The following is a 17,767-nucleotide window of genomic DNA, read 5'->3' on the forward strand; positions in this document are numbered from 1 at the left end:
GCGGAGGTGTAGAGGCGTGAAAAAGAGACAAAAATTCTTCAGCGAGGCTCATTATAATAACTTCCTGAGAGAGCACGACGAAGTTATAGATTTCTTAAAAACAAACACCTTTGAGTCAGACTCCCCCGAGGAAGAGGCTTCACTTCGAGCCGAGCAACTTCAAAGCCTCCTACTTGACAAAATGCTTGCCTGCTACACCGTAGGAGAGAAAATAGAATTACTCATTCCGCTACTGGAGGAACTGATAGAAAAATACGAAATATGGCAAGAAAAGTTATCCATTCTTGAACAGACACCCAAAATATCGCCTCTCGCTATAGATGATTGGTCTTACCAGTATGAGGAGTGCGTTCAGGTCATAGGCTTGTGCATTCTCCTGCACCGAATCGACCTTTTGCAACGTTTCGTAGCGTTCATAGATGAAGCCGGATATGCCGGCGATGACACACTATATGAAGATTTATTAAAAACCGTATTGCCGAATAGGCACGATGTCGATAGATGGTATCACGACGTATACACACCACTCATCCAGGCCATATACTCGAAAACTAAAGAAGCATCATCCAATATCCTGAATGACTATTGCAAACAGTGGTATCCCGCATTCAAACATGCTCCATGGTATGACACTCACCTACAAGGCGAAAAGGGAAGCTATGTAGGTTATTGGGCTATCGAGGCTGGAGCTATCGCCTTTCTGTATGGCATTGACGACAGCAAAATCGATCACATGGTCTACCCGAAGGATCTAGTCGAGTATGCAAGAAGCCAACGGCCCACCAACAACGTTCAACCTTTGTAGCGGATATCTCAAAAAGACTTTTCAGTTCTCGATCTTGAGCAGGTGTTATGGAAAAGGAAGATCCCCTAGTGCGTAAACGCCAAGCGTTTCTCACTGACTCGTACTATCGAAAATCCATCCGACTCTATGATGAAACCGAGTCCCGCTGGGTGGGCGAGACCATGCAGGCGGATAGCGCTGCTGAAGAGCAGGCGTTACGCACTACTTATTTCAAAGATGCCGCGTTCAACGCTTTGTTGGTCAGTTACACGGCAGGCGAACCGATAGCCTCTTTGGTTCCGCGACTGGAGAAGCTCGTAGATCACTATGAAATCAATCAGCAAGCGCTTGCTCTGAACGATGAACCCAACGTTTCGCCTTTGGCAATCGATGATTGGCCGGAGCAGTACGAAGAATGCGTCCAGGTCATGAGTTTGTGCATCCTGCTGCATCGCATCGACTTACTGGCCAGGTTCTCCGCCCTGATTGACCGAGCCGGCTACGCAGGCGAGGACACGTTATATGAGGATCTGCTGCGCAAGTGCTTGCCCGGGCGAGCTGACCTTGATGAGTGGTATCACGATTTGTACACGCCGCTGGTTCGGGCGATTTACGCGGAGAGCGCTGAAGAGTCCAGCGAGCTACTTGAGCAATACTGTGACGGTTGGTACCAAGGCTTCGAAGACTTGCAAACTAACTGGCATGACAGTCATCTCGACATTGAAGACGATGACGGCAATTACGTTGGTTATTGGGCTTTCGAGGCTGCTGCCATCGCGTTTTTATACGGTATAGACGACAGCAAAATCGATCACATGGTCTACCCCAAGGATCTGGTCGAATACGCTCGCAACCTGCAACCACAATGAGCTTGTGCATCCGCCACCCCCACCACTCAGCCTGCCCTCTTTCGACGGCAGGCTTTTTTGAGGGATGAACTCAGGCAGGCGCTTTCCAGTTCAACATCTGCTGCTGCGCCACCTGCAGCAAGTCATTGCCATCCTGCGTCAGCAGGTAAAGCGCATGGGTAATGTGTGGAATGTCTTGCACGTCGGCGTGCTTGAAGCACAGGCAATGCAGGGTTTCGAGCAGGTCGGCGGCGGCCCGGATGCGCTGGACGGCAGCTTCGAGGATGTCTTTCGGGTTGGCTTGGGTGTCGATGAGCAGTGTCGGGGTTTCGGTGACGTTGCTGCTGAGGGGGAGATAGCGGTTTTGTAGCAGTTTGATTATTGGCATATTGATTACTCGATTGTTTCAAAAGTAACCGCCGACACCGTGACCAAACGGTGGGAGGCGGACCGTGTACAGGCTTGGTCAACCGAGAACAATCAACTCAGCTCGCCCGAAGGCGTCCCGCACACGGCCGCCACAGCTATGCACTTCACGGTCAAAGAACTCCGCGGTGCAAATGATGGCACATATGCAATCGATTATTCCCGGGTGACCAAACCCGAACCACTGATTTTGCAGCGGCAACCGACAATAACCGCCCCGCTCCAGCCGCCGAAAGCAGACAAGGCACCAGCCTTTGTAGGAATTCGCCAAACCTTCCAAAGAAAACCGCCGCACTCCCTGACAGCCGGCGTTCAGCTCGGTTAACCATCCCTTAACGCCGTGGTCAAAAACTCTACTGAACCGCACGCCCTCAGCCATTCTGGCTGTTGCCCAGTGCGGCAGGTTCGGGTGAATCACGCCGAACGCTAGAACCGTCACTCGGGAGTCCTTTCATGAACATTCGTCCTTTATTGCTCACTGCCGCCCTCGCCTGCACCGCGTTTACCGGGCTGGCCCAGGCCAACGACACTTCCGCCACGTCCAAAGCCGTGCCGTATGAGTACGGTATGCCGCTGCATGTGGCCAAAGTGGTGTCGTTGACCGAGCCGCCAACGCAACTGTGCAAAGTGGTTACGGCCGACATGAAATACATCGACAACGCCGGTAAGCCTGAGGAAATCAGCTATCGGAAATTGTCTGACGCGTGCAACTTCCAGAACTGACAGAAACGTCTGATTTGCGGGTTTGCGGTAGGCGTGGGGAGTTTCGGCGGTTATGCTCGGAGCCCTCCTCACTGCCGCAAGGATTCGCCATGCAGTTGTCGTTTCGCACGTTGTCGGGCTTCACGTGTTCGTTGTGTTTTTTGCTGGCGCTGGCCTGGGGCGTTTTCCCGCAGAGCCTGCTGGCGATCTGGAGCATCGAGTATTCCGACGCTGCAGGGTTTGTCGCGCGGCGCAGTGCGGTGTTGTTTGCGGCGTTGGGGGTGATGTTTTATCTGGTGCGCAACGCACCGCCGTCGCTGGGGCGCAATGCGCTGAGCAACGGGTTTATCGTCGGTTGTTTTGGTTTGGCGGTGCTGGGTTTTGCGGAATGGCTGAACGGCCATGCCGGCCCCGGGATTTTGCTCGCGGTGCTGGTCGAGTTCGCGCTGGGCCTTGGTTTTGTGCAGGCCCGGCGCGTGACGGTCGAACTGGGTGAAACGGTGCGTTAAACGACTCTGGAGCGTGGGCTGTAGTGATGTTGCACAGTTTGCTGGTTCAGATCCGAGCGCAGCCCGGCGATCAGTTCGTTGATTTCACGACAGCCATTGAGGTGGCTGGCGTCGATGCCACTGACCAACAGATCGACTTGATCGGTCTGGTGATCGCCGAAAACCTTGACGGTCATCGACAAGTCCGGCGACAGCGTGCACTGGCAGCGTTTCGGCAGAAAACTGCTTTCAATGATATTGCGTAGTTCCAAGGCAGACAGAAACATGGCGAAACCCTCTCCTTACTGTGAGATGCCAATCAAGTATTCACGCTGACCGTTGCTGCCCCTGCACGGGTGTGTCCCCGCTGTTTCCCTGGTGCGACAAGCGGTGGTACTGCGAAATGCCCATTGGAGTGTAGGCGCCCAAGGCCGGTGCGCCGCACTGAAAAGACGCATAAAGCGTGCCTTTCATCGGTTCATTTTCACCCTCATGAAATCAAGCACTTGGCGGCGGTGCCAGTATTTGGCTACTTGCAATTTGCAAGAATGGCCTCGGCGGGTACTGCAATTTGCAACTCGACGCTGGTTTGCAATCACGGCCCATGACGGTAAGAATGCCCGTTATCCACCCTACACCCGCACGGAGGCTTCCATGGGTTCTTTCCGCGTTTACGCGACCACCGGGCTGTTCATCGCCAGCCTGTCCACCCTCGCCCACGCCGCCAAGCTTGAAGACGTCGCGCCATTCCCGAAGGCTGAAGCCGGCTTCACCCGCCAGGTCATTCACTTGCCCAAGCAAGAACAGGAAGACAACTTCCAGGTTGAAATCCTCGCCGGCAAAACTTTGGAAGTGGACTGCAACCGCCAGCGTTTGGGCGGTGTTCTCGATGAGAAGAATCTTGAAGGCTGGGGTTATCCGTTCTATCGACTGGAAAAGGTCATCGGCCCGATGAGTACGATGATGGCCTGCCCGCCCGGCAGCCAGAAGAAACGCGCCTTCGTGCCGGTCGTTGGTGACGGTTTCATGCTGCGGTACAACAGCAAGTTGCCGGTCGTGGTGTATGCGCCGTCGGACGTCGAAGTGCGTTATCGCATCTGGTCGGCGTCGGACAAAGTCGGTACCGCCCTGCAGGAATAACCCGAACAAGGAGTGCGTTGCTTGATTACCTGCCACGTCCGATATGTCATTGATCCCTACCAATTGCCTGAGTTCGAGGCCTACGCCAAGGCCTGGCTCGGCATCGTCGAGCGCTTGGGCGGCACGCATCACGGCTACTTTTTGCCGTCCGAAGGCGCGAGCAACATCGCTTATTGCCTGTTCAGTTTTCCGTCACTGGCGGATTACGAAAGCTATCGGCACATCGCGATGACTGACCCGGAAAGCACCGCACTGGTCGCCAGTCTGGTCGAGAAAAAGTTCATCGTCAGCTACGAGCGCAGCTTCCTGCGCCCGTTGCTGCCGTAAGCCGCTTCACGCCGAGACGCTGCAGACTGCGGCGCGCTCGGCGACATGGCGCAGGCTGTCGAAGTTGATATTGGCGCCCGAGTCGATTGCCACGAATGTCTGCTCTTTCGCCCCGGTTCGCGCTACGTATTGCTTGATGCCTGCAACGGCCAGCGCGCCGGAAGGTTCGGTGATCGAGCGGGTATCGTCGTAGATATTCTTGATCGCTGCGCAGAGGTCGTCATTGCTGACGGTGATCACTTCGTCGACGCAGAAACGGCAAACCTCAAACCCGAACGCACCGATCTGCGCTACCGCCACGCCATCGGCGAACGTCCCCACAGTGGGCAGCACGACGCGTTGATCAGCTTCGAGCGCAGCCTTCAGGCACGCTGAATGTTCCGATTCAACCCCGATGATCCGCACTTCCGGGCGCAGGTATTTGACGTAGGCCGCGATGCCGGCGATCAGACCGCCACCACCTACCGGGATAAAAATCGCATCCAGCGAACCTTGATGCTGGCGGAGGATTTCCATCGCCACGGTGCCCTGCCCGGCGATCACCTCCGGGTCATCGAACGGTGACACGAAGGTGCGTCCGCTCTGTTCTGCCAGTTGCAGCGCATGCGCCAGGGCGAACGGGAAACTCTCGCCATGCAGCAGCGCTTCAGCGCCACGACTGCGCACACCCAGCACTTTCAGTTCCGGCGTTGTCGCTGGCATGACGATGGTCGCCGCAATCCCCAGCTCGCGTGCTGCCAATGCCACTCCTTGCGCGTGATTGCCGGCCGAGGCGGTGATTACCCCGCGCGCCTTTTGCTCTTCACTGAGCTGCACCAGTTTGTTGTAGGCGCCACGGATCTTGAAAGAGAACGTCGGTTGCAGGTCTTCGCGCTTGAGCAGAATCCGGTTGCCCAGCGCCTCCGACAGCGCCGGTGCCGCTTGCAAAGGCGTGCGCACCGCGAGGTCGTACACTGGCGCGGCGAGGATCTTTTTCACGTAGTGCTCAAGCAGGGTTTGCTGATCGTATGTGTAACTCATGAACATCTCCTTGGCAGAATTTCACACGGTCCCTGTAGGAGCTGCCGAAGGCTCGGGCCGCGATCGGACGATCTTTTGACTTTGGTTTTTCTAAATCAAAAACAAGATCAAAAGATCGTCCGATCGCGGCCCGAGCCTTCGGCAGCTCCTACATGAGCCACACTTCAAAAACCCCGGAGACAGAAAGTAAAAACCCGCCTCTAGGGCGGGTTGGGTGCTGCAGTCGTGAGCTAGCCCGCCAAATGAGGAATGGCGGTAATAATCATTGGCTGGCAGCGCGATACAGTCGAAGTCATGGGCTGGAAATTAGCCTGTGCGCTATTGCCGAGTCAATGGCCAATTTTGCGCGGCAGCGTTAGTCTGGCGACTCTCTCATCACACCACGGAAGGAATGCATGATGTCGATCGCCCTGCCCCTCGCGGCTTTGCTCGCGTTTAGCGGTTACACCGTTTCGGTGATGCTCCAGGCTGAACAGTCGTTGATCGACTTTGGCATCAGCCTGATGTCGCGGCCCGATACCGCGCAGGTGGTGATTGATCTGTATCTGCTGGCCACGCTGGCGGGCGTGTGGATGGTCAAGGATGCCCGGTCGCGTGGGCAGTCGATTTGGTCGGTGCTGCCTTATTTGTTGTTGACGGCGGTTTTCGTATCGATCGGGCCGTTGTTGTATCTGGTGGTGCGTGGGGTTCGCGAACGGCGCAAGGCGGTGGCAAAGTGCAGCCAGATACTATGAACACCTGAAAACCCTGTAGGAGTGAGCCTGCTCGCGATAGCGGAGTGTCAGCCAAAAATGAGGTAACTGACACTCCGCTATCGCGAGCAGGCTCACTCCTACACTGGAATGTCGTGGCATTCAGCCCTTTTTTACGGCGACGAACGCCGCCGTTTCATACGGCACCGTCACCACATCCCTGCCACGCAGTTCCGGCTCTGTGGCGATTAACGCACGAATCTGCTGATCGACCTTCGCCCGCTGCGCCTCCGGCAGCGCGGCGATGAAACTGGTCGAGCGCACTCGATTGAAGATCACGTCTTCCGGCGAGCCGGTATGGCCATGGTGAAACCGCTCGACCTGCAGAGGCGCGAACGCCGGGTGCGGAAACGCTGTGCGCCAGACGCCGGTGTAATAGCGTGGCGTGTCACCCTCCAGCGCGTTGACGATGGCGTCCAGTTTCGGCACCCAACTGACCTGGGTGTCGCGCAAATTCCAGATCAACCCCAACTTGCCACCGGGCTTGAGCACCCGGGCGATATCCGTCAGCGCCTCGGCACTGGCGAACCAGTGAAACGCTTGCGCGCAAATCACCACATCCACGGAAGCGTCGGGCAACGGCAAGTCAGTCGCGGTGCCGCTTACGGTCAGCACATCGGGCCAGGCGTCCGAGAGCTTTTCCAGCATTTGCGCCACCGGCTCAACCGCGATCACTTGCGCACCGGTCGCCACCAGAAGTCCGGTGAACTTGCCAGTACCGGCGCCCAGATCGATTACAGTCTTGTGCCCATCCAGGCCCAGAGTCGCGGCCAACCACCCACTGACCTGCGGCGGATAGTCCGGCCGACCTTTCACATAGGTGTCGGCAGCCGTTTTGTAGCCGGCAGCGGCTGAGTGATGGACGTGGTCGGTCATGGCAACGCTCCTTACGGCAAAACATCGGATCGACGGCAGACGCTGACGAGCATAGCGCTTGAATTTACGCTGAACTTGAACAGTCACTGATAAAGCAATGAATAAAAATTCACCCTGTAGTGTTCAAAGTGAAACATAACTTTCTGTGGAGCCTTGCCCATGACTATCCGTTCCGTTATGTTCGCCGCCCCGTTGTTACTGGTCGCGGCGATGTCCAGCCAATTAGCCCTGGCCAATGGCGATGAAGACGCGCCGGTGCAGAAGCCGGAATGCCCGAAAGGCCAGGTCTGGGACAGCAAAACGCAGAAGTGCGTACTGCAAACCAGCAGCCTGCTGCCGGACGCTGACCGTACCGATTACGCCTATCGCCTCGCCAAGGCCGGTCGCTACGATGAAGCCCTGGCACTGCTCGATACGCTCAAGCAACCGCACACCGCCAAGGCCCTCAACTATCGCGGTTACGCCACGCGCAAGCTAGGGCGCACTGACGAGGGCATCGGTTATTACCTGCAATCGGTGAAACTCGATCCGCAGTACGCGCAAGTGCGCGAATACCTCGGTGAGGCCTATGTGATCAAAGGCCGCGTTGACCTGGCGCAGGAGCAGTTGCAGCAGATCCAATCGATTTGCGGCACGTCCTGCGAGGAATACCAGGACCTGGCCGAAGCCATCAACGACTCATCGAAAACCTGAACACTTATAAGGGCCGCCATCATCGTCAACGATCAGGCATTCAGAGCAGAACTCGGACAGCATCTGGCGCGATTGTGGCGCTACGGTTTGTTGCTGTCGCGCAATCGGCATTTGGCCGAGGATCTGGTGCAGGCCACGTGTGTGCGAGCGCTGGAGCGCGCCGGTCAATACCTCGACGGTACGCGCATGTATCGCTGGTTGCTGAGCATTCTGCATTCGATCTGGCTCAATGAAGTACGCGCTCGTCGCGTGCGTCAGGGGACGGGGCAGGTCGATGCCGATGGTCAACTGGCGTTCGATGGTGAGTACGCCGCACAAACGCATGTGATGGCCGCGCAAGTGATTCGCCGCGTCGACGCGCTGCCGGAAACCCAGCGCGAAACAGTGTATTTGGCCTATGTCGAAGGCTTGTCCTACCGCGAAGTCGCTGAAATCCTGCAAGTGCCGATCGGCACGGTCATGAGCCGTCTGGCCACCGCCCGCCTCAAACTCGCTGAATACCCACCGCTGCAGACCGTGCCGAAATCCACCGAAGGAGACCGATCATGAACCCACCTTCGGATGAGCAACTGGTCGCCTACCTCGACGGCGAACTCGACGGCGACTATCGCCATCAACTCGACAACGCCATTGCCGAAGACTCACTGCTGAGTCTGCGCGTGCAATGGCTCAGCCGCAGCAACCTGCCGTACAAGAACGCCTATGACGAGCTGGCGCAACAGGCCCCGCTGGAGCGTCTGCAAGCGCGGCTGGACGCCATTCCAGCGCCGCAGCCTCCGGGCTTCAATCGCCGCTGGTTTATCGGTGGCGCCGCCGCTGCGCTGTTGGCCGGTGGCGTGTTGGCCGACCGGTTATTCCTCGGCTGGCACGCCGCGCAATCGAACAACTGGCGGGCATTGGTGGGCGATTACATGGTGCTGTATGTGCCGCAAACGCTTGATCACCTGCCCACCGACGAAGCCTCCCAACGCGCGCAACTGCGCACGGTCGATGCGCGCCTGGGCCTGAACCTTGCGCCAGCCACTTTGAAGCTGCCTGATGCCGAATTCAAACGGGCGCAGATGCTGGAGTACGACGGCGTACCGATTGCGCAGATCGTTTATCTGGATGCGAAACATGGGCCATTGGCGCTGTGTGTGACCCGCTCGAACAGCGGCAGTCAGCCGTTGGCCCATGAGCGTCGGCGTGAGATGAACGTGGTGTATTGGACTGAACGTGAACACGCCTGGATGCTGATCGGACACGACGCCCCGATAGCGCTGGAAGACAAGGCAAAACTGTTAAAAAGCCGCTTAATCACCAGCTAGTTCCTGCACTATGCTCAGCGCGTATTTTTTCCGAGGATGCCTCCACGATGCCAGATTCATCCCGTTCTGCCTTACTGGTGATCGACGTTCAAAACGACTTCACCCCCGGCGGTCGATTAGCGGTCCCCGAAGGAGACCTGATTGTACCGCTGATCAACCGGCTCGCCCGCCAGTTCACCCAGGTTGTCGTCGCACAGGACTGGCATCCGACCGGTCACGCCTCATTCGCGTCCAGTCATCCCGGGCACCAGCCCTACGATGTCATCCAGTTGCCTTATGGCGAGCAGACGCTCTGGCCCGACCATTGTGTGCAATCGACACCGGGGGCCGAGTTTCACCGGGAACTTGACCTGCCTCACGCCCAACTGATCATTCGCAAGGGCTGCAATCCGGATATCGACAGCTATTCGGCCTTTCTGGAGGCCGATCGTCATACCACCACGGGGCTGTCCGGCTACCTGAAAGAGCGCGGGATCGATACGGTCTACATGGTGGGGCTGGCACTGGATTTCTGCGTGATGTTTTCGGCGCTGGATGCGCGGGCGGCGGGGTTCAATACTTATGTGGTGATGGATGCGTGCCGGGCGATCGATCTGAATGGATCACTGGCGGCAGCGATTGAGCGGATGCAAAGTGCCGGGGTCGGGTTGATTCAATCCACAGAGCTGGTCTGAACAACGCAATTCCCTGTAGGAGCGAGCCTGCTCGCGAAGGCGGTATGTCAGCCAAGTATGCGTTGACTGACCCGACGCTTTCGCGAGCAAGCTCGCTCCCACAGGTACATTTTCAGAGTCACGCAGCTCAGGCGTTATTGGGCAACCACAGCCGGAAACGTGCCCCGCCCAACGGTGAAGACTCAACGGTCAGTGTGCCGCCCTGTGCTTCCAGCGCGCGACGGCTGATCGCCAGACCAAGACCAAACCCACCCGTAGCCCGATCCCGACTGCGATCAAGTCGATAGAACGGCTCGAAAATCCGCTCTCGCTCATCATCGGGAATACCGATGCCGTCATCATCGACCCAGATCTCACAGCCCTCGGCATTGACCTGCACGCCAATCTGAATGCGTTTTTCGCAATAGCGCATGGCATTGCGCAGCAGGTTCTGGATCGCCCGCGCGGTCAGGCGTGGATCGAGCGAGAAGCGTTCGAGCTGACCGTGCAGCAACACATCGATGACGATCTCCGGCGACTCCAGCTCTTCATCGACACTGCCCAGAATGCTGTCGATGAACTCATCCAGCGACACCTCGACCTGCTCCGGCAGTTGCGCCGGGTTCTGCAAACGGCTGTAAGAGAGCAATTCCAGTACCAACTCATCCAGCTCACGAATGTGCGCGACCAGGCCCAACAAGCGCTCGCGGCTGGCGCTCGGCAAGTCATCGGACAGGGCGAGAGCCAGGCCGAAATCCAGACGAGTCAGTGGCGTACGCAGTTCATGGGACACGGCGTTGAGCAGGTCACGCTGCTGATTGAGCAGGTTTTCGATATCGCCCGCCATGGTGTCGAAAACATTGGCGAGGCTGCCGATGTTGGAGCTCGGAGCGATTTTTGTGCGCTCGCTCAAGTGACCTTTACCGAAGCGTTCGGCAGTGCCTTTGAGGCGTTCCAGATCACGCCAATGCGGGCGCAGCCACATCAACAGGCAGGCGAGCAGACTCGCGCCGATCAGGACGTTGATGCTCCAGTACAACAGATTGACGTCCAGCGGATCCGGCGGCACGACCATTTGCACGGCGGTGGTGTCGTCCAGCGGCGTCACCGCCAACGTGCGCCAGCCCCAGTCGCCAATGCGTACGACGTTTTCACCACGGCGCAGGCGTTCCTGCTCGAGAGCGGTGAACCCGGCATCGTCGATCCGCGCGAGGGCGATGTGCAGCGGCTGGAAATCCTTGTCCATCGACGCCGCCAGCGCCGGCCACTGCTCGTGCGGCACGGCGTGAAACTGACGGGTAATCAGCGATTGCAGACCGCGCGAATAATCGAGGTTGTAAGTGACGAAGCGATCCCGGAACGCCATGACCACCAGATCCGGCACCAGATAGATCGCCGCGCTGTAGGAGACGATCGTCACCAGATACAGGCGAAACAGGATGCGAAACATCAGCTCAGCATTCCCACTCTGAGCGGCTGAACAGATAGCCCTTGCCCCACACGGTCTTGATCTTGCGCGCCTCGCCCGCATGGTCGTCGAACTTGCGGCGCAGCTTGGAAATCGCCACGTCCACCGAGCGGTCGGTGCCGTTGAATTCGATACCGCGCAGGCGTTGCAGGATCTGATCGCGGCTCAACACTTCGCCGGCATGGCGAGCCAGCACCACGAGCAAGTTGTATTCGCCGCTGGACAGCTCGACCGGCTGATCGCGCCACGTCACGGTGCGCTCGGACAGGTCGATGCACAGATTGCCCATGAGAATGCGGTCATTGGCGGTCAGCGGTTCGCCGAGGCTGCTGCGGCGCAACAAGGTGCGCACCCGTGCCAGCAACACGCGCGGTTCGCAAGGTTTTGTGACGTAATCGTCGGCGCCCATTTCCAGGCCCAGCACTTGATCGTGACTGTCATCGCGAGCCGTCAGCATCAGGATCGGCAGCGTCGCCGAATCGGCGCGCAATAAACGGCAGACTTGCAGGCCATCAAGGCCGGGCAGCATCAGGTCGAGGATCACCAGATCCGGCGGATTGACTCGCGCCCGCTCGCGCACATGGTCGCCACGGCCGATCACGCTGACGGAATATCCGTTGCGCTCCAGGTAGCTGGAAATCAGTTCGGCGAGGGCGGTGTCGTCTTCGACCAGGAGGATGTTGGGCATGGGGTGATCCAGAAAGTGCTGTGGCGACTGATAAGGCCCATTCGCGAGCAGGCTCGCTCCCACACTTGGAATGCGATCCCCTGTGGGAGCGAGCCTGCTCGCGAAAGCTATCTATCTGTCGCAATAAATTTCAAGACCTGAAGGATATACGCCCTCGCCCATCCCTGAGCAAAACCCTTACACAATTTCACACAGCGCCTACAAAGCTTCACCGCTAATCTCGGCGTCTGCCCGTAGGATGCGGACATCAATATTGGGGGTTGTACATGTCGAAGAAACTGCTGGCCGGACTCGGCCTGATCGCGATGGCGCTGACACTGAGCGCCTGTGATTCATCCTCGAAAGCCGAGGATCAGGCATCACCGGCCACGGTGCGCATCGAGACGCTCGAAGCGCATCCCCTGACGATCAGCAGCGAACTCAGCGGCCGCATCGCCGCGCCACGCATCGCCGAAGTGCGCGCACGGGTGGCCGGTGTGGTCTTGCAACGCACCTTCCGCGAAGGCAGCGACGTGAAAAAAGGCGATGTGCTGTTCCGCATTGACCCGGCGCCGTTCAAGGCTGACCTCGACAGCGCCGAAGCTGCGCTGCGCAAGGCAGAAGCCAATGCCTTTCAAGCGAAACTGCAAGAGCAACGCTACGCCCAGTTGATCGATGACAAAGCCATCAGCGCTCAGGACTACGACAACGCCCGCGCCAATGCCCGGCAAACCGCCGCTGACGTTGCGGCCAACAAGGCTGCCGTCGAACGGGCGAAACTGAATCTGGGTTATGCCACCGTCACCGCGCCGATTTCCGGTCGCGTCGGCCGTGCGCTGGTCACCGAAGGCGCACTGGTCGGGCAGAACGAAACCACACCGTTGGCACTGATTCAGCAGCTCAACCCGATTCACGCCGACCTCACCCAGTCGACCCGTGAACTCAACGAGTTGCGTCGCGCGTTCCGTTCCGGGCAACTGCAGGAAGTCGGCCAGGATCAGGTCAAAGCCACGCTGATTCAGGATGACGGCAGCCTGTATCCGCTGCCAGGCAAATTGCTCTTCAGCGACATCACCGTCGACCCGGGCACGGGTCAGATCATCCTGCGCAGCGAATTCCCAAATCCGGATCTCGACTTGCTGCCGGGCAGTTTCATCCGCGTGCGTCTGGAACAGGCAACCATCCAGAACGGCATTACCGTGCCGCAGCGTGCCGTGCAGCGTGACAGCGCCGGCATTGCTCAGGTGCTGACCGTCGATGAGCAGATGCGCGTCGCTGAGCAACCGGTGCAACTGGGCGCGGTGCAGAACAATCGCTGGATCGTCACCGGCGGCCTCAAGCCCGGCGACCGCATCGTCATCGAAGGCCTGCAACACGCCCGCCCCGGCGAAACCGTGCAGATCGACAACACCCCTCTTCCACTTGCCCAGACCTCTGGTCAGTAAGCAGGACGCTTTTCTATGCCGCAGTTCTTTATCGACCGCCCGGTGTTTGCCTGGGTCGTCGCGCTGTTCATCCTGTTGGCCGGTGCGCTGGCCATCCCACAGTTGCCGGTGGCGCAATACCCCGACGTCGCCCCGCCGCAGATCGAAATCTACGCCGTGTATCCCGGCGCCTCGGCGCAGACCGTCGATGAAAGCGTGGTCAGCCTTATCGAGGAAGAGCTCAACGGCGCCGATCACTTGCTGTATTTCGAATCGCAAAGCAGCCTCGGCAGCGCGACGATCAAAGCCACGTTCCAGCCGGGCACCAACCCGGAGCTGGCGCAAGTCGACGTGCAAAACCGCCTCAAGGTAGTCGAGTCGCGCCTGCCGCAAGCGGTCAATCAGCAAGGTTTGCAGGTCGAAAAGGTTTCGTCCGGTTTCCTCTTGCTGATCACCCTGACCTCCAGCGACGGCAAGCTCGATGACGTGGCGCTCAGTGATTATCTGGCGCGTAACGTGATGAACGAGATCAAACGTCTGGAAGGTGTCGGCAAGGCGCAGTTGTACGGCGCCGAACGGGCCATGCGCATCTGGATCGATCCGCAGAAGCTGATCGCGTTCAACCTGACACCGGCTGACGTCAATGAAGCTATCGTGGCGCAGAACGCCCAGGTGTCCGCTGGCAGCATCGGCGATCTGCCCAATCCGTCCAGCCAGGAAATTACTGCGACCATTCTGGTGAAGGGGCAGTTGTCGACGCCGCAAGAGTTCGCCGACATCGTGCTCAAGGCCAATCGCGACGGCTCCACCGTGCGCATCGGTGACGTCGCGCGGGTCGAGATCGGCAGTCAGGAATACCAGTTCGGTACGCGTCTCAACGGCAAACCGTCGACCGCTGTCGGCGTGCAGTTGTCGCCGGGCGCCAACGCGCTGAACACCGCGACCCTGGTGCGGGCGAAGATGGATGAGCTGTCGCGCTACTTCCCGGCGGGCGTGGAATACAAGATTCCGTACGACACTTCGCCGTTCGTCAAAGTCTCGATCACCAAAGTGATTTACACCTTGGGCGAAGCGATGCTGCTGGTGTTTGCGGTGATGTTCCTGTTCCTGCAGAACGTGCGCTACACGTTGATCCCGACGCTAGTGGTGCCGGTGGCGCTGATGGGCACGTTCGCGACCATGCTCGCGCTGGGCTTCTCGATCAACGTGCTGACCATGTTCGGCATGGTCTTGGCCATCGGTATTCTGGTGGACGACGCCATCGTCGTGGTGGAGAACGTCGAGCGGATCATGGCCACCGAGGGCCTGTCGCCCAAGGAAGCCACACGCAAGGCGATGACACAGATTACCGGCGCGATCATCGGTATCACGCTGGTGCTGGTCGCGGTGTTCATTCCGATGGCGTTCATGCAAGGCTCGGTCGGGGTGATTTACCAGCAGTTCTCGCTGTCGATGGCGACATCGATTCTGTTCTCGGCGTTCCTCGCCCTGACCCTCACGCCGGCACTGTGCGCGACGCTGCTCAAGCCGATTGCCAAGGGCGAACACCACGAAAAATCCGGCTTCTTCGGCTGGTTCAACCGCCGCTTCGAGCACCTGACTGATCGCTATCAGGGCTGGGTCGGCTATGCGCTGAAACGCAGCGGCCGTTACCTGCTGATCTACGCTGTGCTGCTGGTTGGACTGGGCCTGTGCTTCGCGCGTCTGCCCTCCTCGTTCCTGCCGGTGGAAGATCAGGGCTACACCATCACGGATATTCAACTGCCGCCCGGCGCTACCAAGAACCGCACGGTGGCCGTGGCTGAACAGCTTGAGGCACATAACGCCAGCGAGCCGGGGATCAGTGACACCGTGGTGATTCTCGGTTTCAGTTTCTCCGGGAGCGGCCAGAACGCAGCCTTGGCGTTCTCGACGCTGAAGGACTGGTCGCAGCGCAGCAGTGATGATGCCGCCAGCTCGATTGCCGATCGCGCCAATATCGCACTGACTGAAATCAAGGACGCCATGGCGTTCTCGGTGCTGCCACCGCCCGTGGATGGCCTCGGCACATCGAGCGGTTTCGAGTTCCGCTTGCAGGATCGCGGCGGCCTCGGCCATGCGACCTTGATGCAAGCGCGCACCGAACTGCTCGCAGCCGCCGAGAAAAGCCCGGTACTGATGAACGTGCGTGAAAGCGCGCTGGCCGAAGCGCCGCAGGTGCAGTTGGTGGTCGACCGCAAGCAGGCCAATGCCCTGGGCGTATCGTTCGCCGATATCGGCAATGTGCTGTCCACTGCCGTCGGCTCCAGCTACATCAACGATTTCCCCAATCAGGGGCGCATGCAGCGTGTTGTCGTGCAAGCCGAAGGCGATCAACGCAGCCAGGTGGCCGATCTGCTGAAAATGCATGTACGTAACAACACCGGGCACATGGTGCCGCTGTCTGCGTTCGTGCAGGCCAACTGGATTCAAGGCCCGGCGCAGTTGACCCGCTACAACGGCTATCCGGCGATTGCGATTTCCGGCGAACCGTCGCCGGGGCACAGCACGGGTGAGGCCATGGCGGAGATTGAACGTCTGGTGGCGCAGGGGCCGAAAGGTCTGGGCCAGGAATGGACAGGGCTGTCGTTGCAGGAACGCTTGTCCGGCAACCAGGCGCCGATCCTGCTTGGGCTGTCGTTGCTGGTGGTGTTCCTGTGTCTGGCGGCGCTGTACGAGAGCTGGTCGATTCCGACCTCGGTGTTGCTGGTAGTGCCGCTGGGCGTGCTCGGCGCGGTGCTGGCGGTGACATTGCGCGGCATGCCCAATGATGTGTTCTTCAAGGTTGGCCTGATCACCATCATCGGTCTGTCGGCGAAGAACGCGATCCTGATCATCGAGTTTGCCAAGAGCCTGTATGACGAAGGTCACGACCTGATCGATGCGACGTTGCAGGCCGCGCGTTTGCGTCTGCGACCGATCGTGATGACTTCGCTGGCATTCATTCTCGGCGTGGTGCCACTGGCCATTGCCACCGGCGCCAGCTCGGCGAGTCAGCAGGCGATCGGCACCGGCGTGATTGGCGGGATGATCACCGCGACGCTAGCGGTCATCTTCGTCCCGGTGTTCTTCGTCGTGGTCATGAAGCTCGTACAACGATTCACCAAACCCCACTGATACCAATTGTGGGAGCGAGCCTGCTCGCGAAAGCGTCCGGTCTGCCAACATCTATGTTGAATCTACCGACGCCTTCGCGAGCAGGCTCGCTCCCACAGGGTTCTTCATAAACTCGAGTCAGTGGGTCATATCCTGCATCGCTGGGCTAAGGTGTCTGAACTACCCTGGCCCATCGAGTCCCCATGCGCTTCCTCGCCCGCACCCACCCTCGCCTGTCTGCCGCCGCCCTCTTCGGCCTCGCCACTGGTCTGTTGGCCCCCGCCGATTCCATCGTCAGCAAAATCCTCATCGGCTGGAACGCCGGTGTCTGGACTTACCTGATCCTGATGTTCTGGCTGACCGTGCGCGCCAAGGCGCCGGACGTCAAACGTATCGCTGAAGTCGAAGACGAAAATGCCGGGCTGGTGCTGTTTGTGGTGTGCATCGCTGCCCTCGCTAGTCTGGCGACCATCACCTTCGAACTCGCGGGCAGCAAAGATCTGGAAACCACGCGCAAGCTCCTGCACTACGGCTTTACCGCCCTCACGGTGATCGGTTCGTGGCTGCTGATCGGAGTGATTTTCTGCGTGCACTACGCGAGGTTGTATTACACCTGCGATAGCAAGGAGCCGGCCCTGCGTTTTGCCGAAGGTCTGACCACGCCCAACTACTGGGACTTCTTGTACTTCTCGTTCACCATCGGTGTGGCAGTGCAGACAGCGGATGTAGGCGTGGCGACACGGGATATACGGAAAATCGTGCTGGCGCAGTCGTTGATCGGATTTGTTTTCAACACAGCAATCCTGGGGTTTTCGATCAATATTGCAGCGGGGTTGTTCGGCTGACGGCGGTGCGAAGCCTTTCAGGATTACCGCCTGCAATTTGATTACCATACGAGCCAGCGAACGATGGTTTGATACGCTTTCCAACATGGGAAATCAGGGCATCACGCTTTAAAGTATAAAAACCGTACTGCATATAAAGAAACACCCTTGCAATCTGCAGAAGCATAAAACTACCCGCCTGTACACCTGTCAACTCTGACAGTATACAAAGTTGCGCACACACGTTTATATGT

General features: G+C 58.6%; 21 protein-coding genes and 1 pseudogene. 14 read left to right on the forward strand and 8 right to left on the reverse strand.

Features of this window, described 5'->3' with window-relative positions:
- Positions 1-16: 16 nt before the first annotated feature.
- Together ACOYXH_RS12375 and ACOYXH_RS12380 are read left to right on the forward strand one after the other, a co-directional pair.
- Positions 17-805, forward strand: coding sequence for a PoNe immunity protein domain-containing protein (locus tag ACOYXH_RS12375; RefSeq protein WP_460410765.1), 789 nt, complete (start codon positions 17-19; stop codon positions 803-805).
- 47 nt (positions 806-852) lie between these two features.
- On the forward strand, positions 853-1,653 hold the full coding sequence (locus ACOYXH_RS12380; RefSeq protein ID WP_460410766.1) for a PoNe immunity protein domain-containing protein: 801 nt from the start codon (positions 853-855) through the stop codon (positions 1,651-1,653).
- A gap of 70 nt (positions 1,654-1,723) precedes the next feature.
- Here ACOYXH_RS12380 and ACOYXH_RS12385 read toward each other — a convergent pair whose 3' ends face one another.
- Positions 1,724-2,020, reverse strand: coding sequence for a hypothetical protein (locus tag ACOYXH_RS12385; protein WP_038368500.1), 297 nt, complete (start codon positions 2,018-2,020; stop codon positions 1,724-1,726).
- A 78-nt stretch (positions 2,021-2,098) separates the two neighbouring features.
- Positions 2,099-2,497 carry a hypothetical protein gene (locus ACOYXH_RS12390; RefSeq protein WP_320413033.1) on the reverse strand — a complete coding sequence of 133 codons (399 nt, stop codon included), beginning with the start codon at positions 2,495-2,497 and terminating at the stop codon, positions 2,099-2,101.
- Between the two features lie 14 nt (positions 2,498-2,511).
- Here ACOYXH_RS12390 and ACOYXH_RS12395 point away from each other — a divergent pair, with 14 nt between their 5' ends.
- Positions 2,512-2,781 (forward strand): DUF2790 domain-containing protein, encoded by a 270-nt coding sequence (locus tag ACOYXH_RS12395; RefSeq protein WP_320413034.1) that lies wholly within the window; start codon positions 2,512-2,514, stop codon positions 2,779-2,781.
- An 89-nt stretch (positions 2,782-2,870) separates the two neighbouring features.
- Entirely contained in the window at positions 2,871-3,269 is a 399-nt protein-coding gene (locus ACOYXH_RS12400) for a hypothetical protein (protein WP_095050875.1), read from the forward strand.
- Here the strand turns inward: ACOYXH_RS12400 and ACOYXH_RS12405 are convergent.
- Positions 3,266-3,535, reverse strand: a complete 270-nt coding sequence (locus ACOYXH_RS12405; protein WP_007912157.1) for a DUF1652 domain-containing protein — start codon at positions 3,533-3,535, stop codon at positions 3,266-3,268. The genes ACOYXH_RS12400 and ACOYXH_RS12405 overlap by 4 nt on opposite strands.
- 367 nt (positions 3,536-3,902) lie before the next feature.
- Here ACOYXH_RS12405 and eco point away from each other — a divergent pair, with 367 nt between their 5' ends.
- Together eco and ACOYXH_RS12415 are read left to right on the forward strand one after the other, a co-directional pair.
- The gene (gene eco, locus ACOYXH_RS12410) at positions 3,903-4,388 is read left to right on the forward strand and encodes a serine protease inhibitor ecotin (protein WP_460410767.1); all 486 of its coding nucleotides are present in this window, start codon (positions 3,903-3,905) and stop codon (positions 4,386-4,388) included.
- A gap of 21 nt (positions 4,389-4,409) precedes the next feature.
- Entirely contained in the window at positions 4,410-4,715 is a 306-nt protein-coding gene (locus ACOYXH_RS12415; protein ID WP_064362707.1) for an NIPSNAP family protein, read from the forward strand.
- A gap of 30 nt (positions 4,716-4,745) precedes the next feature.
- Here ACOYXH_RS12415 and ilvA read toward each other — a convergent pair.
- Positions 4,746-5,741, reverse strand: a pseudogene (gene ilvA / locus ACOYXH_RS12420) (threonine ammonia-lyase, biosynthetic); the annotation flags it as partial.
- A 389-nt stretch (positions 5,742-6,130) separates the two neighbouring features.
- Between ilvA and ACOYXH_RS12425 the strand changes: the two are divergent.
- A complete protein-coding gene (locus tag ACOYXH_RS12425; RefSeq protein WP_095050878.1) occupies positions 6,131-6,469 on the forward strand; it encodes a DUF2834 domain-containing protein in 339 nt (112 codons plus the stop codon).
- A gap of 120 nt (positions 6,470-6,589) precedes the next feature.
- On the opposite strand, the gene ACOYXH_RS12430 is transcribed toward ACOYXH_RS12425, so the two are convergent.
- Positions 6,590-7,363: a class I SAM-dependent methyltransferase gene (locus ACOYXH_RS12430; RefSeq protein WP_460410768.1), complete on the reverse strand. Its 774-nt coding sequence runs from the start codon at positions 7,361-7,363 to the stop codon at positions 6,590-6,592.
- 159 nt (positions 7,364-7,522) lie between these two features.
- On the opposite strand from ACOYXH_RS12430, the gene ACOYXH_RS12435 reads away from it, so the two are divergent.
- The 4 genes from ACOYXH_RS12435 to pncA all read left to right on the forward strand — a co-directional run bounded on the left by ACOYXH_RS12435 (position 7,523) and on the right by pncA (position 10,037).
- Positions 7,523-8,056, forward strand: a complete 534-nt coding sequence (locus ACOYXH_RS12435) for a tetratricopeptide repeat protein (RefSeq protein ID WP_460410769.1) — start codon at positions 7,523-7,525, stop codon at positions 8,054-8,056.
- A gap of 63 nt (positions 8,057-8,119) precedes the next feature.
- Positions 8,120-8,605 (forward strand): RNA polymerase sigma factor, encoded by a 486-nt coding sequence (locus tag ACOYXH_RS12440; RefSeq protein ID WP_460410874.1) that lies wholly within the window; start codon positions 8,120-8,122, stop codon positions 8,603-8,605.
- The gene (locus ACOYXH_RS12445; protein ID WP_460410770.1) at positions 8,602-9,363 is read left to right on the forward strand and encodes an anti-sigma factor family protein; all 762 of its coding nucleotides are present in this window, start codon (positions 8,602-8,604) and stop codon (positions 9,361-9,363) included. The genes ACOYXH_RS12440 and ACOYXH_RS12445 overlap by 4 nt, the downstream gene beginning before the upstream one ends.
- 47 nt (positions 9,364-9,410) lie before the next feature.
- Complete coding sequence (gene pncA, locus ACOYXH_RS12450) at positions 9,411-10,037, forward strand: bifunctional nicotinamidase/pyrazinamidase (protein WP_220556287.1); 627 nt, start codon at positions 9,411-9,413, stop codon at positions 10,035-10,037.
- A gap of 127 nt (positions 10,038-10,164) precedes the next feature.
- Here the strand turns inward: pncA and ACOYXH_RS12455 are convergent, their stop codons facing one another.
- A complete protein-coding gene (locus ACOYXH_RS12455; RefSeq protein WP_460064760.1) occupies positions 10,165-11,466 on the reverse strand; it encodes an ATP-binding protein in 1,302 nt (433 codons plus the stop codon).
- 4 nt (positions 11,467-11,470) lie between these two features.
- Complete coding sequence (locus tag ACOYXH_RS12460) at positions 11,471-12,172, reverse strand: response regulator (protein ID WP_007912171.1); 702 nt, start codon at positions 12,170-12,172, stop codon at positions 11,471-11,473.
- Positions 12,173-12,438: 266 nt separating this feature from the next.
- Here ACOYXH_RS12460 and ACOYXH_RS12465 point away from each other — a divergent pair, with 266 nt between their 5' ends.
- The 3 genes from ACOYXH_RS12465 to ACOYXH_RS12475 all read left to right on the forward strand — a co-directional run bounded on the left by ACOYXH_RS12465 (position 12,439) and on the right by ACOYXH_RS12475 (position 17,534).
- On the forward strand, positions 12,439-13,596 hold the full coding sequence (locus ACOYXH_RS12465; protein WP_095050885.1) for an efflux RND transporter periplasmic adaptor subunit: 1,158 nt from the start codon (positions 12,439-12,441) through the stop codon (positions 13,594-13,596).
- Between the two features lie 15 nt (positions 13,597-13,611).
- Positions 13,612-16,710: an efflux RND transporter permease subunit gene (locus tag ACOYXH_RS12470; RefSeq protein ID WP_095050886.1), complete on the forward strand. Its 3,099-nt coding sequence runs from the start codon at positions 13,612-13,614 to the stop codon at positions 16,708-16,710.
- A 182-nt stretch (positions 16,711-16,892) separates the two neighbouring features.
- Entirely contained in the window at positions 16,893-17,534 is a 642-nt protein-coding gene (locus ACOYXH_RS12475; protein WP_095050887.1) for a DUF1345 domain-containing protein, read from the forward strand.
- On the opposite strand, the gene ACOYXH_RS12480 is transcribed toward ACOYXH_RS12475, so the two are convergent.
- Complete coding sequence (locus ACOYXH_RS12480; RefSeq protein ID WP_141231884.1) at positions 17,506-17,700, reverse strand: hypothetical protein; 195 nt, start codon at positions 17,698-17,700, stop codon at positions 17,506-17,508. The two genes, ACOYXH_RS12475 and ACOYXH_RS12480, sit on opposite strands and share 29 nt — an antisense overlap.
- Between the last annotated feature and the right edge of the window lie 67 nt (positions 17,701-17,767).

This window comes from Pseudomonas sp. Mb7 (assembly GCF_054790525.1).